Raw genomic sequence first — 24,258 nt, forward strand, 5'->3', positions numbered from 1 at the left:
TCCATAGCTGGGAAGGGACTCTAACAGCCCGACCCGGGTCCGGGCAGATGTGCCCGGCTACATAAAACGAATCCGATGTTACCCGGCGCAGTTTCGCCCGGTAGAGCATGACGCCCGCCCAGTTGCGGACAACTGAGCGGGCGCCACGAGCGTGCCTTACAGCTCGGTGACCGAGCCGCCGGCCGCGGTGATCTTCTCCTTGGCCGACGCGCTGAACGCGTGCGCCGACACCTGGAGCGCCACACCACCGAGGTCGCCGGTGCCGAGCACCTTGACCGGGTGGCCCTTGCGGACCGCACCGGCCTCGACCAGCTCGACGGGGCCGACCTGGCCGCCGTTCGGGAAGAGCTCGGCGAGCCGGTCCAGGTTGACCACCTGGAAGACCACCTTGAACTTGTTCTTGAAGCCCTTCAGCTTCGGCAGGCGCATGTGGATGGGCATCTGCCCACCCTCGAACGCCGCCGAGATGTTCTTCCGGGCCTTGGAACCCTTGGTACCGCGACCGGCGGTCTTGCCCTTCGAGCCCTCACCGCGACCCACACGGGTCTTGTCGGTCTTGGCTCCGGGCGCCGGGCGCAGGTGGTGCACCTTGATCGTCATTACTCGACCTCCTCGACCTTCACGAGGTGGTTGACCGTGAAGATCATGCCCCGGATCTCCGGCCGATCCTCCTTGACCACCACGTCGTTGATCCGCTTGAGACCGAGCGAACGCAGCGAGTCACGCTGGTTCTTCTTGGTCCCGATCTCGGACCGGACCTGGGTGACCTTCAGGCGTGCCATCAGGACGCCACCCCCGCCCGCGACGCCAGCATGGCGGCCGGCGCGACGTCCTCGACCGGCAGACCACGACGGGCCGCGACCTGCTCCGGCGACTCGAGCGCCTTCAGGGCCGCCACCGTGGCGTGCACGATGTTGATCGGGTTCGACGAGCCGAGGCTCTTGGAGAGCACGTCGTGGATGCCCGCGCACTCCAGCACGGCACGGACCGGACCGCCGGCGATGACACCCGTACCGGCCGAGGCCGGCTTGAGCAGCACCACACCGGCCGCGTCCTCGCCCTGCACCGGGTGCGGGATCGACTGGCCGATCCGCGGCACCTTGAAGAAGTGCTTCTTGGCCTCCTCGACACCCTTGGCGATCGCCGCGGGCACCTCCTTGGCCTTTCCGTAGCCCACACCGACGGTGCCGTCGCCGTCGCCCACGATCACCAGGGCGGTGAAGCTGAAGCGACGACCACCCTTCACGACCTTGGCGACGCGGTTGATCGCGACGACCCGCTCGAGGTGCGGGGTCTTCTCGACGGGCGCGTTTCCGCGGCCGCCCTCACGGCGGTTGTCGCGGCGACCACCCTCGTTGCCACCGGACCCGCCGCCACGGCGCTGTTGACCTGGCATCAGCAGCCTTCCTTCTCTCTCGTGACGGGGTTTCTAGAACTCGAGCCCGGCTTCGCGGGCGGCTGCGGCAAGCGCGGCGACCCGCCCCGCGTACCGGTTGCCACCGCGGTCGAAGACGACCTTCGAGACGCCGGCGGCCTTGGCGCGCTCGGCGAGCAGGGCGCCGACCTTGCCGGCCAGGGCGCTCTTGTCGCCCTCGGCGCCGCGCAGCGAGGCGTCCATGGTCGAGGCCGACGCCAGGGTGTGACCCTTGGTGTCGTCCACGATCTGGGCGACGATGTGCCGCAGGGACCGGGTGACGACCAGGCGGGGACGCTCGGTGGTGCCGCTGACGTTCTTGCGGACCCGGAAGTGCCGGCGCGCACGCCCGACGGCCCGCTTGGCGGCGACGCCGCGGCGGCGCTTGAGCAGCGTGGCGCTCACTTCTTACCTGCCTTTCCAGCCTTGCGGCGGATGACCTCGCCCTGGTACTTCACGCCCTTGCCCTTGTAGGGCTCCGGCGGGCGGATCTTCCGGATGTTGGCGGCGACCTCGCCGACCTGCTGCTTGTCGATGCCGGCCACGTGGAACAGCGTCGGCCGCTCCACCGTGAAGGTGATGCCCTCCGGGGCCGGAACCAGCACCGGGTGCGAGAACCCGAGCGCGAACTCGAGGTCCTTGCCCTTGGCGGTCACGCGGTAACCGGTACCGGCGATCTCGAGGCTCTTGCGGTAGCCCTCGGTCACGCCGACGATCATGTTGGCCACCAGCGTACGGCTCAGGCCGTGCAGCTCCTTGGCCTTGCGCTCGTCGTTGGGCCGGTTGACGTGCAGCTCGCCGCCCTCGCCCCGCTCCGCCGTGATCGGCTCGGCCAGTACGTGGCTCAGCTCGCCCTTGGGGCCCTTGACCTTGACGGTCTGGCCGTCGATGGTGATGTCGACGCCGGCTGGCACCGGGATCGACTTACGTCCAATACGCGACATTTCTACCTGTCTCCCGTTACCAGACGAAGGCGAGGACTTCCCCGCCAACGCTCCGCTTGCGGGCCTGCCGGTCGGTGAGCAGCCCCTGGGACGTCGAAATGATCGCCACGCCCAGCCCGCCGAGCACCCGCGGGAGCCCGTCCGACTTGGCGTACACCCGGAGACCGGGCTTGGACACGCGCTTGATGCCGGCCAGGCTCCGCTCCCGGTTCTGGCCGTACTTCAGCTCGACGACCAGTCGCTTGCCGACGGCGCCCTCCTCGGGCTCCTCGACCGACCAGGTGGCGATGTAACCCTCGGCCTTGAGGACCTCGGCGATGTTCGCCTTGATCTTCGAGTAGGGCATCGTCACCCGGTCGTGGTACGCCTGGTTGGCGTTACGCAGACGCGTGAGCATGTCTGCGATCGGGTCGGTCATCGTCATGAAATTCGTCAACCTTTCTCGCCGGGGTTCCCCGGGCCAGGCCCGGGGCCTACGGCGAAGAGACAGTTCAGCTGACGCGCGAAGCGCGCCGGGCTATTACCAGGAAGCCTTGGACACGCCGGGCAGCTCACCGCGGTGGGCCATCTCCCGGATGCACACCCGGCAGAGACCGAACTTGCGGTAGACCGCCTTCGGACGCCCGCACCGCTGGCAGCGGGTGTACGCGCGAACCGAGAACTTCGGCTTCGCGGCCGCCTTGAGGATCAGCGCCTTCTTGGCCATCTCAGTTCTCCTTGAACGGGAAGCCCAGGAGCTTGAGCAGCGCCCGGCCCTCGTCGTCGGTCGTGGCGGTCGTGACCACCGTGATGTCCATGCCCCGCTGGCGATCGATCTTGTCCTGGTCGATCTCGTGGAACACCGACTGCTCGGTCAGACCGAACGTGTAGTTGCCGTGGCCGTCGAGCTTGCGCCCGTCCAGGCCGCGGAAGTCGCGGATACGCGGCAGCGCGATGGAGAGCAGCCGGTCCAGGAACTCCCACATGCGGTCGCCCCGCAGGGTGACCTTCGCGCCGATCGGCATGCCCTCACGCAGCTTGAACTGCGCGATGGACTTGGTCGCCCGCCGCACCAGCGGCTTCTGGCCGGTGATGGTGGCCAGGTCGCGGACGGCGCCGTCGATCAGCTTGGCGTCCCGAGCGGCCTCGCCGACGCCCATGTTCACGACGATCTTGACGAGCCCCGGGACCTGCATGGGGTTGCCGTAGTTGTACTGCTCCTGCAGCTTCGCCACGATCTCGTTGCGGTACCGCTCCTTGAGGCGCGGCAGGGTCTTGGTTTCGGTAGCCGTGGTCATCAGAGGTCCTTACCAGTGCTACGCGCGATGCGGACCTTCTGGCCGTTGTCGTCGACCCGGTAACCGACGCGGGTCGGCTTGCCGTCGGAGTCCAGGACCTGCACGTTCGAGACGTGGATCGGGGCCTCCTGGGTGACGATGCCGCCGGTCTTGGCGCCACGCTGGGTGGTGCTGATGCGGGTGTGCTTCTTGACCCGGTTCACGCCCTCGACCAGGACCTTGTCCTGCCGCGGGTAGGCCGCGATGACCTTGCCCTTGGCACCCTTGTCCTTGCCGGCGATGACGACGACCGTGTCGCCCTTCTTGACCTTCACGGTCACAACACCTCCGGCGCGAGAGAGATGATCTTCATGAACCGCTTGTCCCGCAGCTCGCGGCCCACCGGGCCGAAGATGCGGGTACCGCGCGGGTCCCCACCGTCCTTGATGATGACGGCGGCGTTCTCGTCGAAGCGGATGTACGAGCCGTCCGGCCGCCGCTTCTCCTTGGCGGTGCGAACGACGACGGCCTTGACGACGTCGCCCTTCTTCACACCGGCACCGGGGATCGCGTCCTTGACCGTGGCCACGATGACGTCGCCGATGCTCGCGTAGCGCCGACCGGAGCCACCGAGAACCCGGATGCACAGGATCTCCCGGGCACCCGTGTTGTCGGCGACGCGCAGTCGCGACTCCTGCTGAATCACGTCTATCTCCTATGTCTGCCGGTTCTCCGGCCGCCGGGGGCGGCCGGAGCCTGGCGGAACCTGCGCCCGACCGAAAGCCGGCCGAGCTCGAGCCTTCGCTACTTGGCCTTCTCGAGGATCTCCACGAGCCGCCACCGCTTGGTGGCGGACAGCGGCCGGGTCTCCATGATCAGGACCCGGTCGCCGATGCCGGCCGAGTTCTGCTCGTCGTGGACCTTCAGCTTGCTGGTCCGGCGCATGATCTTGCCGTACAGCGCGTGCTTGACCCGGTCCTCGACCTCGACCACGACGGTCTTTTCCATCTTGTCGCTGACCACGAGACCCTCGCGAACCTTGCGACGGGCCCGCGCGGCGGCGGTCGTGTTCTCACTCATGATGCAGTCACCTCAGTCGGCGCGGCCGAGAGACCCAGCTCACGCTCACGCATGATCGTGTAGATCCGGGCGATCTCCCGACGGATGACCTGCAGCCGCCGGTTGTTGTCCAGCTGCCCGGTTGCGGCCTGCACGCGGAGGTTGAACAGCTCCGCCTTGGCCTCGCGCAGCTTCGTGACCAGCTCCTCCTCGGAGAGCTCACGCAGCTCGGAAGGCTTGACGCCAGCTGCCATCAGGATTCACCCACTTCGCGCGTAACAATGCGGCACTTCATCGGGAGCTTGTGGATCGCGCGACGCATCGCCTCTCGCGCGATCTGCTCGTTGGGGAAGGACATCTCGAAGAGAACCCGCCCCGGCTTGACGTTGGCGACCCACCACTCGGGCGAACCCTTACCGGAACCCATCCGGGTCTCGGCCGGCTTCTTGGTGAGGGCCTGGTCCGGGAAGATCGTGATCCAGACCTTGCCGCCACGCTTGATGTGACGGGTCATCGCGATACGCGCCGACTCGATCTGGCGGTTGGTCACGTACGCCGGCTCGAGAGCCTGGATCCCGAACTCGCCGAACACCACCCGGTTACCACCCTTGGACGCGCCGTGGCGGTCCGGGTGGTGCGGCTTGCGGAAGCCCTTCGGGGGCTTGCGCGGCATCAGCATCTGTCAGCCCTCCTGCTGCGTTTCTGCCGGCTGGGTCGCGGCCGCGGCCACGGCTCCGGCGTCGACCGGCTCACCGGCCGGCGTCTCCGCCTGCTGCGCGATGGTGGTCGCGGCAGCCCGGCCGGCCTCGGTGCCACCGGCGGTCGTGCCCGACGAACCCGACCGGCCACGGCGCGGCCGCTCCGGCCGGTCGCCACGGTCGCGGCGCGGGCCGCGCGACGGGGCGGCCTCGGCCGGGGCCTCACGGCCCGGGACGGCGTCGCCCTTGTAGATCCACACCTTCACGCCGATCCGGCCGAAGGTGGTACGGGCCTCGAAGAAGCCGTACTCGATGTTGGCCCGCAGCGTGTGCAGCGGGACCCGGCCCTCGCGGTAGAACTCGGTCCGGCTCATCTCGGCGCCGCCGAGGCGACCCGAGACCTGGACCCGGATGCCCTTGCAGACCGGGTTCTTCATCGCGGACTGCATCGCCTTGCGCATGGCCCGACGGAAGCTGACCCGGCTGGACAGCTGCTCGGCGACGCCCTGGGCGACCAGCTGCGCGTCCGACTCGGGGCTCTTCACCTCGATGATGTTCAGCTGAACCTGCTTGCCGGTGAGCTTCTCCAGCTCGCCGCGGATCCGGTCGGCCTCCGCACCCTTACGGCCGATGACGATGCCCGGCCGGGCGGTGTGGATGTCGACGCGGACCCGGTCCCGGGTGCGCTCGATGTCGACCTTGGAGATCCCGGCGCGCTCGAGGCCCTTGGACATCATCCGGCGGATCTTGACGTCCTCGCCGATGTAGTCCTTGTAGAGCTTGTCCGCGAACCAGCGGGACTTCCAGTCGGTCGAGATGCCGAGCCGGAACCCAGTGGGGTGAACCTTCTGACCCATTACTCGGCACCTTCCGTCGTGCTCTGCCCCTCAGCGGCCTCGGCCTGCTTGGCCGGGGCGGCCTTCTTCGCCGACTTCTTCGGCGCGGCCGGCGCGACCGCCTCGACCGCCACGGTGATGTGGCAGGTCCGCTTGCGGATCCGGTACGCCCGGCCCTGCGCCCGCGGCCGGAACCGCTTCATCGTCGGGCCCTCGTCGACGAACGCCTCGCTGACGAGCAGCGCGTCGGGGTCCAGCCGCTCGTTGTTCTCCGCGTTGGCGATCGCGCTCGCGAGCACCTTGTACACCTGCTCGCTCGCAGCCTGCGGCGCGAACTGCAGCACCGTGAGCGCCTCCTTCGCGGGCAGGCCGCGGACGAGGTTGACCACCCGGCGCGCCTTCATCGGCGAGATGCGCACGTGCCGCGCAACCGCCCGCGCGCCCGGAAGCACCGGAGCGTCGCCCTTTCCTGGCATCGCTGTAACCCCTTGTTCCTCTATCCGTATGCCCGCGGCGTCAGCGCCGGCGGCTCTTCCGGTCGTCCTTCTCGTGACCCTTGAACGTGCGGGTCAGCGCGAACTCGCCGAGCTTGTGCCCGACCATGGCCTCGGTCACGAAGACCGGGACGTGCTTGCGTCCGTCGTGCACGGCGATCGTGTGACCCAGCATCTCCGGGATGATCGTCGAGCGCCGCGACCAGGTCTTGATGACGTTCTTCGAGCCCTTGTCGTTCTGCGTCTCCACCTTCTTGAGCAGGTGGTCGTCGACGAACGGGCCCTTCTTCAGGCTGCGAGGCATGTCTTATCTCCCTCAGCCGCGCTTACGCGTGGCGTAGCGGCGGCGGACGATCAGCCGGTCGCTCGGCTGGCCCTTACGACGGGTGCGGCCCTCGGGCTTACCCTGCGGGTTGACCGGGTGGCGACCACCGGAGGTCTTACCCTCACCACCACCGTGCGGGTGGTCCACCGGGTTCATGGCGACACCACGGACGGTCGGGCGCTTGCCCTTCCACCGCATCCGGCCGGCCTTACCCCAGTTGATGTTCGACTGGTCGGCGTTGCCGATCTCGCCGATGCTGGCGCGGCAGCGCACGTCCACCCGCCGGATCTCGCCGGACGGCATGCGGAGGGTCGCGTAGGCGCCCTCACGGCCGAGCAGCTGGATGCCGACGCCGGCCGAGCGGGCCAGCTTGGCGCCGCCGCCCGGACGCAGCTCCACGTTGTGGATGGTGGTACCGACCGGGATGTTGCGCAGCGGCAGGTTGTTGCCCGGCTTGATGTCGGCGCTCGGCCCCGACTCCACCCGGTCGCCCTGCTTCAGGTCCTTCGGCGCGATGATGTAGCGCTTCTCGCCGTCGGCGTAGTGCAGCAGCGCGATGCGCGCGGTGCGGTTCGGGTCGTACTCGATGTGCGCGACCTTCGCCGGCACGCCGTCCTTGTCGACCCGCTTGAAGTCGATCAGACGGTACTGCCGCTTGTGGCCGCCACCGTGGTGCCGGGTGGTGATCCGGCCGTGGGCGTTGCGTCCGCCCTTCTTCGGCAGCGGAGCCAGCAGCGACTTCTCCGGCGTCGACCGGGTGATCTCGGCGAAGTCGGCGACGCTCGAGCCACGCCGGCCCGGCGTCGTCGGCTTGTACTTACGGATAGCCATTGTCTACACCCCTCAGCTGACCGGGCCGCCGAAGGCCTCGATACGGTCACCGTCAGCCAGCTTCACGATCGCCCGCTTGGTCGACTTGCGCTGACCGAAGCCGGTCTTGGTGCGCTTGCGCTTGCCCTCGCGGTTGAGCGTGTTGACCGTCAGGACGCGGACGTTGAAGATCTGCTGGATAGCGATCTTGATCTCGGTCTTGTTGGCGTCCGGGTGCACCAGGAAGGTGTACCAGTTCCGGTTCAGCTCGCTGTAGCTCTTCTCCGAGACGACCGGAGCGACGATGATGTCGCGCGGATCGGCGATCGTGCTCACTTGCCACCCTCCTCGGTGGTCTCGGCGGGAACGCCCAGGAACTCGTCCAGGGCCTCCTTCGTGAAGACCACGTCGTCGGCCACCAGCACGTCGTACGTGTTGAGCTGGCCGGCCTCGATCAGGTGCACCCGCGGCTCGTTGCGCAGCGACACCCAGTTCAGCTCGTCGGTGCTGCTCAGCACGACCAGGACCCGACGGGCCTCGGTCAGCTTCGCCAGCGTGGCCAGCGCGGCCTTGGTCGACGGCTTCTCGCCCGAGACGAACGCCTCGACGACGTGCACCTGGCCGGCGCGGGCCCGGTCGGAGAGGGCGCCACGCAGGGCGGCGGCCTTCATCTTCTTCGGGGTGCGCTGGCTGTAGTCGCGCGGCACCGGGCCGTGGACCACGCCACCGCCGGCGAACTGCGGCGCGCGGATCGAGCCCTGGCGGGCACGACCGGTGCCCTTCTGCTTGTACGGCTTCTTGCCTCCACCGGAGACCTCGCCGCGGGTCTTGACCTTGTGCGTGCCCTGCCGGGCCGCCGCCAGCTGAGCCACCACGACCTGGTGCATCAGCGGGATGTTGGCCTGGGCGTCGAAGATGTCGGCGGGCAGCTCGACGGAGCCGGCCTTGTTGCCTTCGACGTTGAGGACGTCAACGGTGGTCACTTGGCCGCACCGCCCTTCTTCACCTTGGTCTTGGCCGCGGTGCGGACCAGGACCAGCGCGCCCTTCGGGCCCGGAATGGCGCCGCGGACGAGCAGGAGGTTGTTGTCGGTGTCCACCGCCTGGACGGTCAGGTTCTGGACGGTGTAGCGAACGCCACCCATCCGACCCGCCATCCGGGTGCCCTTGAAGACGCGACCCGGGGTCGCGCAGGCGCCGATCGAGCCCGGCGAGCGGTGCTTGCGCTCCACACCGTGGCTGGCGCGCAGACCGTGGAAGCCGTGCCGCTTCATCGGGCCGGCGTAGCCCTTGCCCTTGGTCTTGCCGGTGACGTCGATGGTCACGCCGGCCGGGAACTCCTCGACCGTGACCTCCTGGCCCGGCGAGTAGTCCGCGGCGTCGACGGTGCGCAGCTCGACGATGTGCCGGCGCGGCGCGACGTCCGCCTTGGCGTAGTGCCCGGCGATCGGCTTCTTGACCTTGCGCGGGTCGATGGCCCCGTACGCCAGCTGGACCGCGGAGTAACCGTCCTTGTCGGCGCTACGAACCTGGCTCACGACGCACGGGCCGGCCTGAACCACGGTCACGGGAACAACGCGGTTGTTGTCCCAGACCTGGGTCATGCCGAGCTTTGCGCCCAGGATCCCCTTGACTTGCCTGTCCATTTGTCCGGTCCCTACAGCTTGATCTCGATGTCGACGCCAGCCGGCAGGTCGAGGCGCATGAGCGAGTCGACCGTCTTCGGGGTCGGGTCGATGATGTCGATCAGACGCTTGTGCGTGCGCATCTCGAAGTGCTCGCGCGAGTCCTTGTACTTGTGCGGCGAGCGGATTACGCAGAAACGGTTGATCTCCGTGGGCAGCGGCACCGGGCCAGCGACCTGCGCCCCGGTACGCGTCACCGTCTCGACGATCTTCCGAGCCGAGGAGTCGACGACCTCGTGGTCATAGGCCTTGAGCCGGATGCGGATCTTCTGTCCCGCCATGGTGGCTTCTGTTCCTTCTCTCGATGCCGCTGTGTTGCGGGCGCCTGTACCGGCTGGTACAGGCCCACTTCGCCGACCCCCGCGGTCGGGCGTGTCGCGCCCGTGGGCCGGGCTCCGCCCCGGGACTCCGGAGCGATTTCCGACCACGCGGTGGGTCATGGCGCCGATCGCGGTGACCGCGACCTGGACGCCGCGCGAGGGTGGTTGACCGCCAGTGGCGATCAACCACCCCACGCGAGACTGTCTGACACCCGGAGGTCCAGCGTTAACCGGACGCAGGCGACTGACCGTCGTTACGCAACCTGACTAGTATGCCGCACGACCGGCGGCGACGCTAATCGGGGTTACCCAGCTCACTTGACGATCTTGGTGACGCGACCAGCGCCGACCGTGCGGCCACCCTCCCGGATCGCGAACTTGAGGTTTTCCTCCATCGCGATGGGCTGGATCAGCTTCACGGACATCGTGGTGTTGTCGCCCGGCATGACCATCTCGGTGCCCTCGGGCAGCGTGACGACGCCGGTAACGTCCGTGGTCCGGAAGTAGAACTGCGGACGGTAGTTCTGGAAGAACGGGGTGTGCCGGCCGCCCTCCTCCTTGGAGAGGATGTAGACCGTCGCCTCGAACTCCGTGTGCGGGGTCGTGGTGCCCGGCTTGATGACGACCATGCCGCGCTCGACGTCCTCGCGCTTGATGCCGCGGAGGAGCAGACCGACGTTCTCGCCGGCCCGGGCCTCGTCGAGCAGCTTGCGGAACATCTCGATGCCGGTGCAGGTGGTCTTCATCGACTTCTCGCGGATGCCGACGATCTCCACCTCCTCGTTCGGCTTGAGGATGCCGCGCTCGGCGCGACCGGTGACGACGGTGCCACGACCGGTGATCGTGAACACGTCCTCGATCGGCATCAGGAACGGCTTCTCGGTCTCGCGCTCCGGCTGCGGGATCGCGGTGTCGACAGCGTTCATGAGGTCCATGAGCTTGCCGGTCCACTCGGGGTCGCCCTCGAGGGCCTTCAGCGCCGAGACCCGGACGACCGGCAGGTCGTCACCCGGGTACTCCTGCGACGAGAGCAGCTCGCGGACCTCGAGCTCGACGAGCTCCAGGAGCTCCTCGTCGTCGACCATGTCGCTCTTGTTGAGCGCCACGACGATGTACGGCACACCGACCTGACGGGCCAGCAGCACGTGCTCGCGGGTCTGCGGCATCGGGCCGTCGGTCGCCGCCACCACCAGGATCGCGCCGTCCATCTGGGCGGCACCGGTGATCATGTTCTTGATGTAGTCGGCGTGACCGGGGCAGTCGACGTGCGCGTAGTGACGCGCCTCGGTCTGGTACTCGACGTGCGCGATCGAGATCGTGATGCCGCGGGCCTTCTCCTCCGGCGCCTTGTCGATCTGGTCGAACGGCGTGTACGGGTTGAGGTCCGGGAACTGGTCGTGCAGGACCTTCGTGATGGCCGCCGTCAGCGTCGTCTTACCGTGGTCGATGTGACCAATGGTGCCGATGTTGACGTGCGGCTTAGTCCGCTCGAACTTCGCCTTCGCCACTGGTGTCCTCCTGTGGACTTTCTTGGTTCGTTCGCCCCGGTGCGCCGGTCGGCGCTTAGGACTCTGTCGACAGCCTTTCCGACCTGACGGCCGGAGAGCCTTTTTGTGGGTTCTGCGGCGATGAAGCCTACAGGCCCGGAATTCACACAACCCGACCGAGGTGGCCGCGGGCGGGAGATCCCTCCCGCGACCGGCCCCGGATCATCGGGTCAGCTCAGGTGAGCGTCACTCACCCGTCGCCTTGGCGATGATCTCCTTCGCCACGCTCTGCGGAACCTCGGCGTAGGAGTCGAACTGCATGCTGTAGCTAGCCCGGCCCTGGGTCTTCGACCGCAGGTCGCCGACGTAGCCGAACATCTCCGACAGCGGCACCAGGGCCCGGACGATGCGGGCGCCGCTGCGCTCCTCCATCGCCTGGATGATGCCCCGCCGGGAGTTGAGGTCGCCGATGACGTCACCCATGTTCTCCTCAGGGGTGGTGACCTCAACGGCCATCATCGGCTCGAGCAGTGCCGGGTCGGCCTTGCGGGCCGCCTCCTTCATCACCATCGAGCCGGCGATCTTGAATGCCATTTCCGACGAGTCGACCTCGTGGTACTGGCCGTCCAGCAGCGTCAGCTTGACACCCACCAGCGGGAAGCCGGCGAGGATGCCGTACTGCATGGCGTCCTGGGCGCCCGCGTCCACCGACGGGATGAACTCCCGGGGGATGCGGCCGCCGGTGACGGCGTTCGCGAACTCGTAGGTCGGCGAGTCGTTGTCCAGCGGCAGCGGCTCGATGCTCACGATCACACGGGCGTACTGGCCGGAGCCACCGGTCTGCTTCTTGTGGGTGTACTCGATCTTCTCCACCTTGCGGCGGATCGTCTCGCGGTACGCCACCTGCGGCTTACCGATGTTCGCCTCGACGTTGAACTCGCGGCGCATCCGGTCCACCAGGATGTCCAGGTGAAGCTCGCCCATGCCGGAGATGACCGTCTGGCCGGTCTCCTCGTCCAGCTTGACGCGGAAGGTCGGGTCCTCCTCGGCCAGCCGCTGGATGGCGGTGCTGAGCTTCTCCTGGTCGGCCTTGGTCTTCGGCTCGATCGCGACCTCGATGACCGGCTCCGGGAAGGTCATCGACTCCAGGATGACCGGGTTGGCCGGGTCGCAGAGCGTGTCGCCGGTGGTGGTCTGCTTGAGACCCTGCACCGCGATGATGTCGCCAGCCTGGGCCGAGCCGCGCTCTTCCCGCTTGTTGGCGTGCATCTGGTAGATCTTGCCGATCCGCTCCTTGCGGTCCTTGGTGGAGTTGACCACCTGGGTACCGGTCTCGACCACACCGGAGTAGACCCGGACGTAGGTGAGCTTGCCGAGGTGCTTGTCGGTCTGGATCTTGAAGGCCAGGCCCGAGAACGGCTCGGCCTTCGACGGCTTCCGCTGCATCGGCGTCTCGCCGTCGGTGGCGGTGCCCTCGATGGCCGGGACGTCCAGCGGCGACGGCAGGTAGTCGACCACGGCGTCGAGCATGGGCTGCACGCCCTTGTTCTTGAACGCCGAGCCGCACAGCACCGGGTTGGCCTTGCTGGCGATGGTGGCGCGCCGGATGGCGGCCTTGATCTCCTCGACGGAGATCTCGTCGCCCTCCAGGTACTTCTCCATCACCGAGTCGTCGACGTCGGCCAGGGTCTCCATCAGCTTCTCGCGCCACTCGGCCGCGGAGTCGGCCAGGTCGGCCGGGATCTCCTCGATCGCGTAGTCCTCACCCTTCTGGGTCTCCCCACGCCAGGTGAGCGCGCGCATGTTGACCAGGTCGACGACACCGATGTGGTCGCCCTCGAGCCCGATCGGGATCTGGAGCACCAGCGGGGTGGCGTTGAGCCGGTCGATCATCATCTGCACGCAGCGGAAGAAGTCGGCACCGGTCCGGTCGAGCTTGTTGACGAAGCACATCCGCGGCACGTGGTACTTGTCGGCCTGCCGCCAGACGTTCTCCGTCTGCGGCTCAACGCCGGCGACACCGTCGTAGACCGCGACCGCACCGTCCAGCACCCGCAGCGACCGCTCGACCTCGACCGTGAAGTCGACGTGACCGGGCGTGTCGATGATCTGGATCGTGTGGCCCTTCCACTCACACTTGGTAGCAGCGGAGGTGATGGTGATGCCACGCTCCTGCTCCTGCTCCATCCAGTCCATGACGGCAGCGCCCTCGTGGACCTCACCGATCTTGTACGTGATACCGGTGTAGAACAGGATCCGCTCGGTGGTCGTGGTCTTACCGGCATCGATGTGCGCCATGATGCCGATGTTGCGTACGTTGGCGAGCGCGTCTGCGGCGGCCACTTCAATCCCTACTTATCGTCGTCTAGACACAACTGGTGGCGGTTCCGGCGCCTCGTGGGCGCCGGAACCAGGGTGTTACCAGCGGTAGTGCGCGAAGGCCTTGTTGGACTCGGCCATCTTGTGCGTGTCCTCGCGCCGCTTGACAGCGGCACCGAGGCCGTTGCTCGCGTCCAGCAGCTCGTTCATCAGCCGCTCGACCATGGTCTTCTCGCGACGGGCCTTGGAGTACGTCACCAGCCAGCGCAGGCCGAGGGTGGTCGCGCGGGCCGGACGAACCTCGACCGGCACCTGGTAGGTGGCGCCACCGACCCGGCGGCTGCGCACCTCGAGGGTGGGCTTCACGTTGTCCATGGCGCGCTTGAGCGTGACGACCGGGTCGGTGCCGCTCTTCTCGCGGCACCCCTCCAGGGCGGCGTACACGATGCGCTCGGCGAGCTGACGCTTGCCGCGCATCAGGATCTTGTTCACCAGCTGGGTGACCAGGGGCGAGTTGTACACCGGGTCAGCGACCAGCGGCTTCCGCGGAGCGGGTCCCTTACGCGGCATGTCAGCTCTTCTCCTTCTTCGCGCCGTAACGGCTGCGAGCCTGCTTGCGGTTGCGGACACCCTGGGTGTCCAGCGAGCCGCGAACGATCTTGTACCGCACGCCGGGGAGGTCCTTCACACGGCCGCCGCGGACGAGCACGATCGAGTGCTCCTGCAGGTTGTGGCCGACGCCCGGGATGTAGGCGGTCACCTCGATCTGGCTGCTGAGCTTGACACGAGCGACCTTGCGCAGCGCCGAGTTCGGCTTCTTGGGGGTGGTGGTGTACACGCGGGTGCACACGCCGCGCCGCTGGGGAGACCCCTTGAGCGCCGGGGTCTTGGTCTTGGTCGTCTTGGCCTGACGGCCCTTTCGGACCAACTGCTGAATGGTGGGCACCGGGTTTCTCCGCTCCCTTCGGCCGCTGCGAGGCGACCGCGCTGTCTGCTCCAGCCGGCCTGATGGACGGCTCTCCTACATTCCAACCAGGGCCACCTGACGGGGGTCCCAGCACCCGCGGTCGGGCGTGTCGCCCGAGTCACGGTCCCGGCCCGGTCACTCGCGTGTCCCACCGGGGTTTTGTCACCGGCGCAGGAAACTCCCGACGCCAGGTCTTGCGGCTCTAGTCGTGCGGCCGCGCGATCACCGGTCAACCGGTTCCGGCGCACGCACGCATTGCCCGGGCTGGCCCGGGCACAAGGGGAAAGAGTACCTACCACAGCCGCGCAGGTCAAAACGGAGCGGTCCGGGAGAACCGCGTCGCGGTCCGCCGGCCGATCGCATCGTGCCCGCGCGCCCGTCATGGGCACCTACGGTGACAAGTGTACCGGCTTCCACAGCAGTCGGCCCGGCGGCCCCGGTTCCACCCGCGCACCGGAGTTCCCGGCAAACCGGTCGTAACTGGTCAATGCGCGGGGCCACCGGGCGCACCGGGTTACGTGATCTGCACCACCAGGGCCAGCACCAGGCCGGCCAGGCTCACCAGCAGGCCCACTCCCCCGCAGCTGAGCCCGGCGACAGCCAGGCCGCGCCCCGTGAACCGGACGGCCGGCGGCGGCGCCGGCCGCCTGATCTGCCGCCGGGCCAGCAGCCCCGCCACGACGGCCGCCGTGCCGGCGATCACGCCCAGCACGGTGAACGCCCCGGCGGCCCAGGCGCCGCCGTAGTTGGGCCCGGCGACGCCGAAGCAGAGGACCAGCAGCGACACCAGGATCGAGGCGATCCCGATCACCAGGGAGCCGATGGCGAGCCCCGACGTGACCGGCGGCACGTCCAGGTGGACCACCCCGAACGGGGTGCCCGCGACCGCATCGACGCGCTTCGGCGGGCGCGGCGCCTCGCGCGGGGGCGGCGGCACCGACGCCGGGGGCACCGGACCCCAGCCACCGCCGGCCGGCGCGCTTCCCGGCGCCGCCCACTGACCGCCGGTCGCCGGCTGGTTCCCCGGGTACGCCCCGGACGCCGGCCAGCCGGCCGGGTTCGACGGTCCGGGGGCGCCAGGAGCCGGGTACCCGGCGTGATACGACGGCGAGCCGGACGGTCCGGCGGCGTACCCCGCGTTATGCGACGGCGAGCCGGGCGGAACCGACGGGCCGGCGGCGTACCCCGCGTGGTGCGACGGCGAGCCGGGCGGAACCGGCTGTCCGGCGGCGTACCCCGCGTCGTGGGACGGCGAGCCGGGCGGGGCCGACGGGCCGGCGGCGGGAGGAGCGGGGTGCCCGGCGTGGGGTGACGGGGAGCCGGGCGGCGCGGGCGGGTACGGCCCGGCGGGCGGCCAGGCCCCGGGCGCGGCCGGCTGCGGCGGCCCGCCGGCGTCCGACCCGGTGCCGGGGCGGGCCGGGTCGCCTCCCGGCGGCGAGGCCGGTTCCGTCACGGGGTCCTCCTGTCGACGTGGCTCGCCCGCCGCGCGGCGGACACCGGCCAGGCTACCGTCGCGCGTCCCGCCGGCGGGGTCGGGCGCGAGGCCGCTCCCCCGCCCGGTCAGTCGACGTTCGGGGCGAAGTCGTGCCCGAACGGGGTTCCCGCCAGCCGGACCAGGCCGATCACCACGGCCGCCACGATCGCGACGGCCGCGAGCAGCAGGCCCGTCCAGGCCAGCTGCTCCCCCCGGCGCAGCCAGCCGGCGCCGGTCAGGAAACCACCCGAGACGTAGGCCTCGCGGCGGGCCTGCCGGGCGAGGATGAGCGCGATGGTCGCGGGCACCACCCCGCCGACGAAGAAGCCGGTGAGCGCCCCGATCAGCCCGAGGGCGAAGACCGCGCGGGCCTTGGTCGAGCGGACCGGCTCGGGGTCGAGCGGATGGCGGTGCCCCTGCTGGATGACGGGCACCTGCCCGGGCACGGTCGTCATGCCCACCATCATGCCCCGCCGCGCCGCCCGAGGGTTCCACGGCCGCTCGACCCGCCCGTGGACGCGACGAGGCCCCCGGCGGATGCCGGGGGCCTCGTCGTCACTACTGCTTAGCGGTACGACCCGAAGTCGAAGTCGTCCAGCGGCACGGCCTGGCCGCTGGCCGGCCCGAAGCCGTAGTCGGTCTCCGGGTAGCCGGTCATCGAGTAGACCTTGGCCTTCGCCTCCTCGGTCGGCTCGACCCGGACGTTGCGGTACTTGCTGATGCCCGTACCGGCCGGGATGAGCTTACCGATGATCACGTTCTCCTTGAGGCCGACCAGCGAGTCGCTGCGCGAGTTGATCGCCGCGTCGGTCAGCACCCGGGTGGTCTCCTGGAAGGAGGCCGCCGAGAGCCAGGAGTCCGTGGCCAGCGAGGCCTTGGTGATACCCATCAGGACCGGACGACCGGCGGCGGGCTCGCCACCCTCGCCGACGAGCCGGCGGTTCTCCGACTCGAACAGCGCCCGGTCGACCAGCACGCCCGGCAGGAACTCGGTCGAGCCGGAGTCGATGACCGTCACCCGCTTGAGCATCTGGCGGATGATGATCTCGATGTGCTTGTCGTGGATGAGCACACCCTGCGAGCGGTAGACCTCCTGGACCTCCTGGGTCAGGTGGACCTGGACCGCGCGCGGGCCGAGGATGCGCAGCAGCTCGTGCGGGTCGATGGTGCCCTCGGTGAGCTTCTCGCCGACCTCGACGTGGTCGCCGTCGTGCGCCCGGAGTCGGACCCGCTTCGAGATCTTGTCGTAGACGATCTCGTCGCTGCCGTCGTCCGGGATGACGACGATCTTGCGGGACCGCTCGCCGTCCTCGATCCGGATCCGACCCGGGGTGTCGGCGATGGGCGCCTTACCCTTCGGGACCCGGGCCTCGAAGATCTCCTGGACACGGGGCAGACCCTGGGTGATGTCCTCACCCGCGACACCACCGGTGTGGAAGGTACGCATCGTCAGCTGCGTACCCGGCTCACCGATCGACTGGGCGGCGATGATGCCGACCGCCTCGCCGACGTCCACGGTCTTGCCGGTCGGCAGCGAGCGGCCGTAGCACGCACCGCAGACGCCCAGCTTCGACTCGCAGGTGAGCACGCTGCGCACCCGCACCGTCTCCACCCCGGCCGCGACGATCGCGTCGACCAGGATGGAGTTGATGTCCTGCCCACGGTGGGCCACCACGGTGCCGTCCGGCCCCTTGATGTCGTCGGCCAGGGTCCGCGCGTGCACGCTGGTCTCGGCGTGCTCGTGCACGACCAGCTTGCCGTCGAGCCGCTCGCCGACCTGCATCGGGATGGCGCGGTCGGTGCCGCAGTCCTCCTCGCGGATGATGACGTCCTGCGACACGTCCACCAGACGACGGGTCAGGTAACCCGAGTCGGCGGTACGCAGGGCGGTGTCCGCGAGACCCTTGCGGGCGCCGTGCGTGGAGATGAAGTACTCCAGCACGGACAGACCCTCCCGGTAGGAGGCCTTGATCGGCCGCGGGATGATCTCACCCTTCGGGTTGGCCACCAGACCACGGATCGCCGCGATCTGCCGGAGCTGGAGCAGGTTACCGCGGGCACCCGAGTTGATCATCTTCCACAGCGGGTTCTCCTGCGGCAGCGCGGTGTCCATCTCCTTGGCGACCTCGTTGGTCGCCCGCGTCCAGATCTGGATGAGCTCGCCGCGGCGCTCCTCCGGGGTCATCAGACCACGCTGGTACTGCTTGTCGATCTGGTCGGCTTCCTTCTCGTACCGGGCCAGGATCTCCGCCTTGCGCGGCGGCGCGATGACGTCCTCCATGCCGATCGTCACGCCGGACCAGGTGGCCCAGTGGAAACCGGCCTCCTTGAGCCCGTCGAGGGTGGCCGCCAGGGCCACCTTCGGGAAGCGCTCGGCGAGGTCGTTGACGATCGCGGAGAGCTGGCCCTTGCGGATCTCGTAGTTCACGAAGCGGTAGCCCTGCGGCAGCGTCTCGTTGAACAGGACCCGGCCCAGCGTGGTCTCCACCGTCACCGGCTCGCCCTCGACCCAGCCCTCGGGCGCGACCCACGGCTCGGCGCCGGCGCCGTTGTCGACCCCGACGATGCCGCGCAGACGGATCTTGACCGGGGTCTGCAGGTGCAGCTCACGGTTGTCGTACGCCATCCGCGCCTCGGCGTCCGAGCTGAACGCCCGGCCCTCGCCCTGCCCACCGGGGGTGAGGTGGGTGAGGTGGTAGAGACCGATGACCATGTCCTGGGTGGGCATGGTGACCGGCTTGCCGTCGGCCGGCTTGAGGATGTTGTTCGACGACAGCATCAGGATCCGCGCCTCGGCCTGGGCCTCGGCGGACAGCGGCACGTGGACCGCCATCTGGTCACCGTCGAAGTCGGCGTTGAACGCGGTGCAGACCAGCGGGTGGATCTGGATGGCCTTGCCCTCGACCAGCTGCGGCTCGAAGGCCTGGATGCCCAGGCGGTGCAGGGTCGGCGCCCGGTTCAGCAGGACCGGGTGCTCGCCGATGACCTCTTCCAGCACGTCCCACACGACCGGCCGCTGCCGCTCGACCATCCGCTTGGCGGACTTGATGTTCTGCGCGTGGTTGAGGTCCACGAGCCGCTTCATCACGAACGGCTTGAACAGCTCCAGCGCCATCTGCTTGGGCAGGCCGCACTGGTGCAGCTTGAGCTTCGGGCCGACCACGATGACCGAACGGCCGGAGTAGTCGACGCGCTTGCCGAGCAGGTTCTGGCGGAACCGGCCCTGCTTGCCCTTGAGCATGTCGGAGAGCGACTTCAGCGGGCGGTTGCCCGGACCGGTGACCGGCCGGCCGCGACGGCCGTTGTCGAACAGCGCGTCGACGGCCTCCTGGAGCATCCGCTTCTCGTTGTTGACGATGATCTCGGGCGCGCCGAGGTCGATCAGCCGCTTGAGGCGGTTGTTCCGGTTGATCACCCGGCGGTACAGGTCGTTCAGGTCGGAGGTCGCGAAGCGGCCACCGTCCAGCTGCACCATCGGACGCAGGTCCGGCGGGATGACCGGGACGCAGTCCAGCACCATGCCGAGCGGCGAGTTGCGGGTGTTCTGGAACGCCGCCACGACCTTGAGCCGCTTGAGCGCCCGGATCTTCCGCTGGCCCTTGCCGGAGCGGATGGTCTCGCGCAGGTTCTCGGCCTCGGCCTCCAGGTCCATGTTCTGGACCAGTGCCTTGATGGCCTCGGCGCCCATGCTGCCGGTGAAGTACTCACCGAAGCGGTCGCGCAGCTCGCGGTAGAGCAGCTCGTCGGTGACCAGCTGCTTCGGCTCGAGCTTGCGGAAGGTGTCGAGGACCTCGTCGAGGCGGTCGATCTCGCGCTGGGCCCGGTCGCGGATCTGGCGCATCTCGCGCTCTCCGCCCTCCTTGACCTTGCGCCGGACATCCGCCTTCGCGCCCTCGGCCTCCAGCTCGGCCAGGTCGGCCTCGAGCTTGGCGGCCCGCTTCTCGATCTCCGAGTCGCGGCTGTTCTCGGCCTGCCGCTTCTCGGCCAGGATCTCGTTCTCGATGGTCGAGAGGTCGCGGTGACGCGCTTCGGCGTCCACGCTCGTCACGACGTACGAGGCGAAGTAGATGATCTTTTCGAGGTCCTTCGGGGCGAGGTCCAGCAGGTAGCCCAGCCGGCTCGGCACGCCCTTGAAGTACCAGATGTGGGTCACCGGAGCGGCCAGCTCGATGTGACCCATCCGCTCCCGGCGGACCTTGGAGCGGGTCACCTCGACGCCGCAGCGCTCGCAGATGATGCCCTTGAAGCGAACCCGCTTGTACTTACCGCAGTAGCACTCCCAGTCCCGCTGCGGACCGAAGATCTTCTCGCAGAAGAGCCCGTCCTTTTCCGGCTTCAGGGTGCGGTAGTTGATGGTCTCGGGCTTCTTGACCTCGCCGTGGGACCACTGACGGATGTCGTCGGCGGTGGCGAGACCGATGCGCAGCTCGTCGAAGAAGTTGACGTCGAGCACTATGTCCCCTATGTCGTCGTCTGTACTGCTTAGCTAACGGGTGAGGTCGGGAGCCGGCGAACCGGCTCCCGACCGCTCACCTCAGACCTCTTCGACCGAGCTCGGCTCGCGCCGGGACAGGTCGATGCCCAGCTCCTCCGCGGCCCGGAACACCTCGTCGTCGGTCTCACGCATCTCCAGGGCAACGCCGTCGCTGGAGAGCACCTCGACGTTGAGGCACAGCGACTGCAGCTCCTTGAGCAGCACCTTGAACGACTCCGGGATGCCCGGCTCGGGGATGTTCTCGCCCTTGACGATCGCCTCGTAGACCTTCACCCGGCCGAGGACGTCGTCGGACTTGATGGTCAGCAGCTCCTGCAGGGCGTAGGCGGCGCCGTACGCCTGCATGGCCCAGCACTCCATCTCACCGAAGCGCTGGCCACCGAACTGCGCCTTACCACCCAGCGGCTGCTGCGTGATCATCGAGTACGGGCCGGTCGACCGGGCGTGGATCTTGTCGTCGACCAGGTGGTTGAGCTTGAGGATGTAGACGTAGCCGACCGCGATCGGGTCCGGCAGCGGCTCGCCGGAGCGACCGTCGAACAGCTGCGCCTTGCCGGTGGCGCCGATCAGCTGCTTGCCGTCCCGGTTGGGCAGGGTCGACGACAGCAGACCGGAAATCTCCTCCTCGCGGGCACCGTCGAAGACCGGAGTGGCCACGTTGGTGTCCGGCTCGGACTCGTGCGCCTCGATCGAGCGGAGCTGGCGCTTCCACTCCTCGTCGTCGCCGTCCACGCTCCAGCCGGTCTTGGCCACCCACCCGAGGTGGGTCTCCAGGACCTGGCCGATGTTCATCCGGGACGGCACACCGAGCGGGTTCAGCACGATGTCGACCGGGGTGCCGTCCTCCAGGAACGGCATGTCCTCGATCGGCAGGATCTTGGAGATGACGCCCTTGTTGCCGTGGCGGCCCGCGAGCTTGTCACCGTCCTGGATCTTGCGCTTCTGGGCCACGTAGACCCGGACCAGCTCGTTCACGCCCGGGGGCAGCTCGTCGCCGTCCTCGCGCGAGAAGGTACGCACACCGATGACCGTGCCGGTCTCGCCGTGCGGCACCTTCAGCGAGGTGTCCCGGACCTCGCGCGCCTTCTCACCGAAGATCGCGCGGAGCAGCCGCTCCTCGGGGGTCAGCTCGGTCTCGCCCTTCGGGGTGACCTTGCCGACCAGGATGTCGCCGGGGACGACCTCGGCACCGATCCGGATGATGCCGCGCTCGTCGAGGTCGGCGAGCATCTCCTCGCTGACATTCGGGATGTCGCGGGTGATCTCCTCCGGGCCGAGCTTGGTGTCCCGGGCGTCGACCTCGTGCTCCTCGATGTGGATCGAGGTGAGCACGTCCTGCTGCACGAGGCGCTGCGACAGGATGATCGCGTCCTCGTAGTTGTGGCCCTCCCAGCACATGAACGCCACCAGCAGGTTGCGCCCGAGTGCCATCTCGCCCTCGTCGGTGCACGGACCGTCGGCGATGACCTGGCCGGCCTCGACGCGGTCGCCCTCGAAGACGACCGGCTTCTGGTTGACGCAGGAGCCGGCGTTGGAGCGGCGGAACTTGTGCAGCAGGTAGGTCCGGCGGTGGCCGTCGTCCTGGTGGACCGTGATGTAGTCCGCGCAGAGGTCCTCGACCACACCGCCGACCTCGGCGACGACGACGTCACCGGCGTCCACGGCCGCGCGGTACTCCATGCCCGTGCCGACCAGCGGCGCCTCGGCCTTGACCAGCGGCACCGCCTGGCGCTGCATGTTCGCACCCATGAGCGCGCGGTTGGCGTCGTCGTGCTCGAGGAACGGGATCATCGCGGTCGCGACCGAGGTCATCTGCCGCGGCGACACGTCCATGTAGTCGACGGCCCCCGGGGCCACGTCCTCGGTCTCGCCACCCTTACGGCGGACCAGGACACGGTCCTCGGCGAACGACCCGTCCGACTTCAGCGGGGCGTTGGCCTGCGCCTTGACGAACCGGTCCTCCTCGTCCGCGGTCAGGTAGTCGATCTGGTCGGTGACCCGACCGTCGATGACCTTCCGGTACGGCGTCTCGATGAAGCCGAACGGGTTGACCCGGGCGAAGGTGGAGAGCGCGCCGATCAGGCCGATGTTCGGGCCTTCCGGCGTCTCGATCGGGCACATCCGGCCGTAGTGGGACGGGTGCACGTCACGGACCTCGAAGCCGGCCCGCTCCCGGGACAGACCACCCGGGCCGAGCGCGCTCAGCCGGCGCCGGTGGGTCAGGCCCGCCAGCGGGTTGGTCTGGTCCATGAACTGGGACAGCTGAGACGTGCCGAAGAACTCCTTGATCGCCGCCACCACCGGGCGGATGTTGATCAGGGTCTGCGGCGTGATCGCCTCGACGTCCTGCGTGGTCATCCGCTCGCGGACGACCCGCTCCATCCGGGAGAGACCCACCCGGACCTGGTTCTGGATCAGCTCGCCCACGGTGCGCAGGCGCCGGTTGCCGAAGTGGTCGATGTCGTCGGCCTCGTAGCCGTCCTCACCGGCGTGCAGCCGGCAGAGGTATTCCACGGTGGCGACGATGTCGTCCTCGGTCAGCGTGCCTGTGGTGATCGGCACGTCCAGCTCGAGCTTCTTGTTGAACTTGTAACGACCGACCTTGGCGACGTCGTACCGCTTCGGGTTGAAGAAGAGGTTGTCGAGCAGGGTCTGGGCGTTCTCACGGGTCGGCGGCTCGCCAGGGCGGAGCTTCCGGTAGATGTCGAGCAGCGCCTCGTCCTGCCCGGCGATGTGGTCCTTCTCGAGCGTGGTCATCATCAGCTCGGACCAGCCGAACTTCTCGCGGATCTGCTCCGCGGACCACCCGATGGCCTTGAGCAGGACGGTGACGGCCTGCCGACGCTTGCGGTCGATGCGAACGCCGACCGTGTCGCGCTTGTCGATGTCGAACTCCAGCCAGGCACCCCGGCTCGGGATCACCTTGACGCTGGAGAGGTCGCGGTCGGAGGTCTTGTCCGGCTGCTTGTCGAAGTAGACGCCCGGCGAGCGGACGAGCTGGCTGACCACGACGCGCTCGGTGCCGTTGATGATGAAGGTGCCCTTCGGCGTCATCATCGGGAAGTCACCCATGAACACCGTCTGGCTCTTGATCTCGCCGGTGGTGTTGTTGGTGAACTCCGCGGTCACGAACAGCGGGGCGCAGTAGGTCAGGTCCTTCTCCTTGCACTCCTCGATCGAGGCCTTGACCTCGTCGAAGCGCGGAGCCGAGAAGGAGAGCGACATGGTGCCGGAGAAGTCCTCAATGGGACTGATCTCCTCGAGGATCTCCGCGAGACCCGAGCGTGCGTGCGGGTCGTCCGACGACCGGCCCTGCCAAGCCTCGTTGCCGACGAGCCAGTCGAAGGACTCGTTCTGGATGGCGAGGAGGTTGGGGACCTCGAGGTGTTCGGTAATCCGACCGAAAGAAACTCGGCGGGGCGCGAAAGCGCTCGACGTACGACTGGTCTTCGCAGGGCGGGAAGCTGCCAAGATGCGTCCTTCCGAGGACCGGTGCTGCAGAACGGCTGGTACGCGTGCACTCCAATGACCCCACCAGAATTATCCGTAAACGGACATTTCCGAGCAGGGGTCAAGTCGGAAGGCAGCGCAAACTAGCAGTGTAGCCGAGAGGCTAACCGCTGTCCAGCCCACCCCGCAGGTCATCGCGGAACTTGCCTCGGGACCTCGGAAAACC

At 68.5% G+C, this 24,258-nt stretch carries 29 protein-coding genes; all 29 read right to left on the reverse strand.

Going from position 1 to position 24,258, the window contains the following annotated elements; genetic code table 11:
* Positions 1-156: 156 nt before the first annotated feature.
* The gene (gene rplO, locus ABZ452_RS04270; RefSeq protein WP_355347940.1) at positions 157-600 is read right to left on the reverse strand and encodes a 50S ribosomal protein L15; all 444 of its coding nucleotides are present in this window, start codon (positions 598-600) and stop codon (positions 157-159) included.
* Positions 600-782, reverse strand: a complete 183-nt coding sequence (gene rpmD, locus ABZ452_RS04275) for a 50S ribosomal protein L30 (RefSeq protein WP_013473693.1) — start codon at positions 780-782, stop codon at positions 600-602. Before rpmD ends, rplO begins: the two co-directional genes overlap by 1 nt.
* The gene (gene rpsE, locus ABZ452_RS04280) at positions 782-1,396 is read right to left on the reverse strand and encodes a 30S ribosomal protein S5 (RefSeq protein WP_091262790.1); all 615 of its coding nucleotides are present in this window, start codon (positions 1,394-1,396) and stop codon (positions 782-784) included. The genes rpmD and rpsE overlap by 1 nt, the downstream gene beginning before the upstream one ends.
* 33 nt (positions 1,397-1,429) lie before the next feature.
* Positions 1,430-1,819: a 50S ribosomal protein L18 gene (rplR, locus tag ABZ452_RS04285; RefSeq protein ID WP_151463669.1), complete on the reverse strand. Its 390-nt coding sequence runs from the start codon at positions 1,817-1,819 to the stop codon at positions 1,430-1,432.
* Positions 1,816-2,358 carry a 50S ribosomal protein L6 gene (gene rplF / locus ABZ452_RS04290; RefSeq protein WP_357938783.1) on the reverse strand — a complete coding sequence of 181 codons (543 nt, stop codon included), beginning with the start codon at positions 2,356-2,358 and terminating at the stop codon, positions 1,816-1,818. Before rplF ends, rplR begins: the two co-directional genes overlap by 4 nt.
* A 16-nt stretch (positions 2,359-2,374) precedes the next feature.
* Positions 2,375-2,782, reverse strand: a complete 408-nt coding sequence (gene rpsH, locus ABZ452_RS04295) for a 30S ribosomal protein S8 (RefSeq protein ID WP_013288624.1) — start codon at positions 2,780-2,782, stop codon at positions 2,375-2,377.
* 96 nt (positions 2,783-2,878) lie between these two features.
* Positions 2,879-3,064: a type Z 30S ribosomal protein S14 gene (locus tag ABZ452_RS04300; RefSeq protein WP_007073023.1), complete on the reverse strand. Its 186-nt coding sequence runs from the start codon at positions 3,062-3,064 to the stop codon at positions 2,879-2,881.
* Between the two features lies 1 nt (position 3,065).
* The gene (rplE, locus tag ABZ452_RS04305) at positions 3,066-3,635 is read right to left on the reverse strand and encodes a 50S ribosomal protein L5 (protein ID WP_357938785.1); all 570 of its coding nucleotides are present in this window, start codon (positions 3,633-3,635) and stop codon (positions 3,066-3,068) included.
* Positions 3,635-3,955: a 50S ribosomal protein L24 gene (rplX, locus tag ABZ452_RS04310; protein WP_192579888.1), complete on the reverse strand. Its 321-nt coding sequence runs from the start codon at positions 3,953-3,955 to the stop codon at positions 3,635-3,637. The genes rplE and rplX overlap by 1 nt, the downstream gene beginning before the upstream one ends.
* A complete protein-coding gene (rplN, locus tag ABZ452_RS04315; protein WP_007073026.1) occupies positions 3,952-4,320 on the reverse strand; it encodes a 50S ribosomal protein L14 in 369 nt (122 codons plus the stop codon). The genes rplX and rplN overlap by 4 nt, the downstream gene beginning before the upstream one ends.
* 98 nt (positions 4,321-4,418) lie before the next feature.
* Positions 4,419-4,694, reverse strand: a complete 276-nt coding sequence (gene rpsQ, locus ABZ452_RS04320; protein ID WP_091262798.1) for a 30S ribosomal protein S17 — start codon at positions 4,692-4,694, stop codon at positions 4,419-4,421.
* Positions 4,691-4,927, reverse strand: coding sequence for a 50S ribosomal protein L29 (rpmC, locus tag ABZ452_RS04325; RefSeq protein WP_013288628.1), 237 nt, complete (start codon positions 4,925-4,927; stop codon positions 4,691-4,693). Before rpmC ends, rpsQ begins: the two co-directional genes overlap by 4 nt.
* Positions 4,927-5,352, reverse strand: coding sequence for a 50S ribosomal protein L16 (gene rplP / locus ABZ452_RS04330; protein ID WP_073834927.1), 426 nt, complete (start codon positions 5,350-5,352; stop codon positions 4,927-4,929). Before rplP ends, rpmC begins: the two co-directional genes overlap by 1 nt.
* 3 nt (positions 5,353-5,355) lie before the next feature.
* Positions 5,356-6,228 carry a 30S ribosomal protein S3 gene (gene rpsC / locus ABZ452_RS04335; RefSeq protein WP_091262800.1) on the reverse strand — a complete coding sequence of 291 codons (873 nt, stop codon included), beginning with the start codon at positions 6,226-6,228 and terminating at the stop codon, positions 5,356-5,358.
* A complete protein-coding gene (rplV, locus tag ABZ452_RS04340) occupies positions 6,228-6,683 on the reverse strand; it encodes a 50S ribosomal protein L22 (RefSeq protein WP_073834929.1) in 456 nt (151 codons plus the stop codon). Before rplV ends, rpsC begins: the two co-directional genes overlap by 1 nt.
* Positions 6,684-6,723: 40 nt before the next feature.
* A complete protein-coding gene (gene rpsS, locus ABZ452_RS04345) occupies positions 6,724-7,005 on the reverse strand; it encodes a 30S ribosomal protein S19 (protein WP_007073032.1) in 282 nt (93 codons plus the stop codon).
* A 12-nt stretch (positions 7,006-7,017) separates the two neighbouring features.
* Positions 7,018-7,857, reverse strand: coding sequence for a 50S ribosomal protein L2 (gene rplB, locus ABZ452_RS04350; protein WP_088976123.1), 840 nt, complete (start codon positions 7,855-7,857; stop codon positions 7,018-7,020).
* 12 nt (positions 7,858-7,869) lie between these two features.
* The gene (gene rplW, locus ABZ452_RS04355) at positions 7,870-8,172 is read right to left on the reverse strand and encodes a 50S ribosomal protein L23 (protein ID WP_091317975.1); all 303 of its coding nucleotides are present in this window, start codon (positions 8,170-8,172) and stop codon (positions 7,870-7,872) included.
* Positions 8,169-8,819 (reverse strand): 50S ribosomal protein L4, encoded by a 651-nt coding sequence (gene rplD / locus ABZ452_RS04360; RefSeq protein ID WP_355638003.1) that lies wholly within the window; start codon positions 8,817-8,819, stop codon positions 8,169-8,171. Before rplD ends, rplW begins: the two co-directional genes overlap by 4 nt.
* On the reverse strand, positions 8,816-9,481 hold the full coding sequence (rplC, locus tag ABZ452_RS04365; protein ID WP_357938788.1) for a 50S ribosomal protein L3: 666 nt from the start codon (positions 9,479-9,481) through the stop codon (positions 8,816-8,818). Before rplC ends, rplD begins: the two co-directional genes overlap by 4 nt.
* A gap of 11 nt (positions 9,482-9,492) precedes the next feature.
* Entirely contained in the window at positions 9,493-9,801 is a 309-nt protein-coding gene (gene rpsJ, locus ABZ452_RS04370) for a 30S ribosomal protein S10 (RefSeq protein ID WP_007073037.1), read from the reverse strand.
* Between the two features lie 353 nt (positions 9,802-10,154).
* Positions 10,155-11,348 carry an elongation factor Tu gene (tuf, locus tag ABZ452_RS04375; protein ID WP_355061519.1) on the reverse strand — a complete coding sequence of 398 codons (1,194 nt, stop codon included), beginning with the start codon at positions 11,346-11,348 and terminating at the stop codon, positions 10,155-10,157.
* A 225-nt stretch (positions 11,349-11,573) separates the two neighbouring features.
* The gene (gene fusA / locus ABZ452_RS04380) at positions 11,574-13,670 is read right to left on the reverse strand and encodes an elongation factor G (RefSeq protein ID WP_357938790.1); all 2,097 of its coding nucleotides are present in this window, start codon (positions 13,668-13,670) and stop codon (positions 11,574-11,576) included.
* Between the two features lie 75 nt (positions 13,671-13,745).
* The gene (gene rpsG, locus ABZ452_RS04385) at positions 13,746-14,216 is read right to left on the reverse strand and encodes a 30S ribosomal protein S7 (RefSeq protein WP_088647009.1); all 471 of its coding nucleotides are present in this window, start codon (positions 14,214-14,216) and stop codon (positions 13,746-13,748) included.
* 1 nt (position 14,217) lies between these two features.
* Positions 14,218-14,592, reverse strand: a complete 375-nt coding sequence (gene rpsL, locus ABZ452_RS04390; RefSeq protein WP_007465318.1) for a 30S ribosomal protein S12 — start codon at positions 14,590-14,592, stop codon at positions 14,218-14,220.
* A 535-nt stretch (positions 14,593-15,127) separates the two neighbouring features.
* Positions 15,128-15,550 carry a hypothetical protein gene (locus ABZ452_RS04395; protein WP_357939101.1) on the reverse strand — a complete coding sequence of 141 codons (423 nt, stop codon included), beginning with the start codon at positions 15,548-15,550 and terminating at the stop codon, positions 15,128-15,130.
* A gap of 623 nt (positions 15,551-16,173) precedes the next feature.
* Positions 16,174-16,542: a hypothetical protein gene (locus ABZ452_RS04400; protein ID WP_357938792.1), complete on the reverse strand. Its 369-nt coding sequence runs from the start codon at positions 16,540-16,542 to the stop codon at positions 16,174-16,176.
* Positions 16,543-16,652: 110 nt separating this feature from the next.
* A complete protein-coding gene (locus ABZ452_RS04405; RefSeq protein ID WP_357938794.1) occupies positions 16,653-20,540 on the reverse strand; it encodes a DNA-directed RNA polymerase subunit beta' in 3,888 nt (1,295 codons plus the stop codon).
* 81 nt (positions 20,541-20,621) lie between these two features.
* Positions 20,622-24,053 carry a DNA-directed RNA polymerase subunit beta gene (locus ABZ452_RS04410; protein WP_357938796.1) on the reverse strand — a complete coding sequence of 1,144 codons (3,432 nt, stop codon included), beginning with the start codon at positions 24,051-24,053 and terminating at the stop codon, positions 20,622-20,624.
* Positions 24,054-24,258 lie beyond the last annotated feature (205 nt).

It is taken from the genome of Micromonospora sp. NPDC005707, assembly GCF_040631005.1.
GTDB lineage: Bacteria > Actinomycetota > Actinomycetes > Mycobacteriales > Micromonosporaceae > Micromonospora.

Excerpts from the sequence above, each read along its gene's own strand:
- rplB (WP_088976123.1), bottom strand. The coding sequence starts at position 7,857 with ATGGCTATCCGTAAGTACAAGCCGACGACGCCGGGCCGGCGTGGCTCG.
- rpmD (WP_013473693.1), bottom strand. The coding sequence starts at position 782 with ATGGCACGCCTGAAGGTCACCCAGGTCCGGTCCGAGATCGGGACCAAG.
- rpsE (WP_091262790.1), bottom strand. The coding sequence starts at position 1,396 with ATGCCAGGTCAACAGCGCCGTGGCGGCGGGTCCGGTGGCAACGAGGGT.
- rpsH (WP_013288624.1), bottom strand. The coding sequence starts at position 2,782 with ATGACGATGACCGACCCGATCGCAGACATGCTCACGCGTCTGCGTAAC.
- rpsQ (WP_091262798.1), bottom strand. The coding sequence starts at position 4,694 with ATGAGTGAGAACACGACCGCCGCCGCGCGGGCCCGTCGCAAGGTTCGC.
- ABZ452_RS04400 (WP_357938792.1), bottom strand. The coding sequence starts at position 16,542 with ATGACGACCGTGCCCGGGCAGGTGCCCGTCATCCAGCAGGGGCACCGC.
- rpsS (WP_007073032.1), bottom strand. The coding sequence starts at position 7,005 with ATGCCTCGCAGCCTGAAGAAGGGCCCGTTCGTCGACGACCACCTGCTC.
- rpsG (WP_088647009.1), bottom strand. The coding sequence starts at position 14,216 with ATGCCGCGTAAGGGACCCGCTCCGCGGAAGCCGCTGGTCGCTGACCCG.
- rplE (WP_357938785.1), bottom strand. The coding sequence starts at position 3,635 with ATGACCACGGCTACCGAAACCAAGACCCTGCCGCGCCTCAAGGAGCGG.
- rplF (WP_357938783.1), bottom strand. The coding sequence starts at position 2,358 with ATGTCGCGTATTGGACGTAAGTCGATCCCGGTGCCAGCCGGCGTCGAC.
- rpsJ (WP_007073037.1), bottom strand. The coding sequence starts at position 9,801 with ATGGCGGGACAGAAGATCCGCATCCGGCTCAAGGCCTATGACCACGAG.
- rpmC (WP_013288628.1), bottom strand. The coding sequence starts at position 4,927 with ATGGCAGCTGGCGTCAAGCCTTCCGAGCTGCGTGAGCTCTCCGAGGAG.
- rplV (WP_073834929.1), bottom strand. The coding sequence starts at position 6,683 with ATGCCAGGAAAGGGCGACGCTCCGGTGCTTCCGGGCGCGCGGGCGGTT.
- rplP (WP_073834927.1), bottom strand. The coding sequence starts at position 5,352 with ATGCTGATGCCGCGCAAGCCCCCGAAGGGCTTCCGCAAGCCGCACCAC.
- ABZ452_RS04300 (WP_007073023.1), bottom strand. The coding sequence starts at position 3,064 with ATGGCCAAGAAGGCGCTGATCCTCAAGGCGGCCGCGAAGCCGAAGTTC.
- rplC (WP_357938788.1), bottom strand. The coding sequence starts at position 9,481 with ATGGACAGGCAAGTCAAGGGGATCCTGGGCGCAAAGCTCGGCATGACC.
- rplO (WP_355347940.1), bottom strand. The coding sequence starts at position 600 with ATGACGATCAAGGTGCACCACCTGCGCCCGGCGCCCGGAGCCAAGACC.
- rpsC (WP_091262800.1), bottom strand. The coding sequence starts at position 6,228 with ATGGGTCAGAAGGTTCACCCCACTGGGTTCCGGCTCGGCATCTCGACC.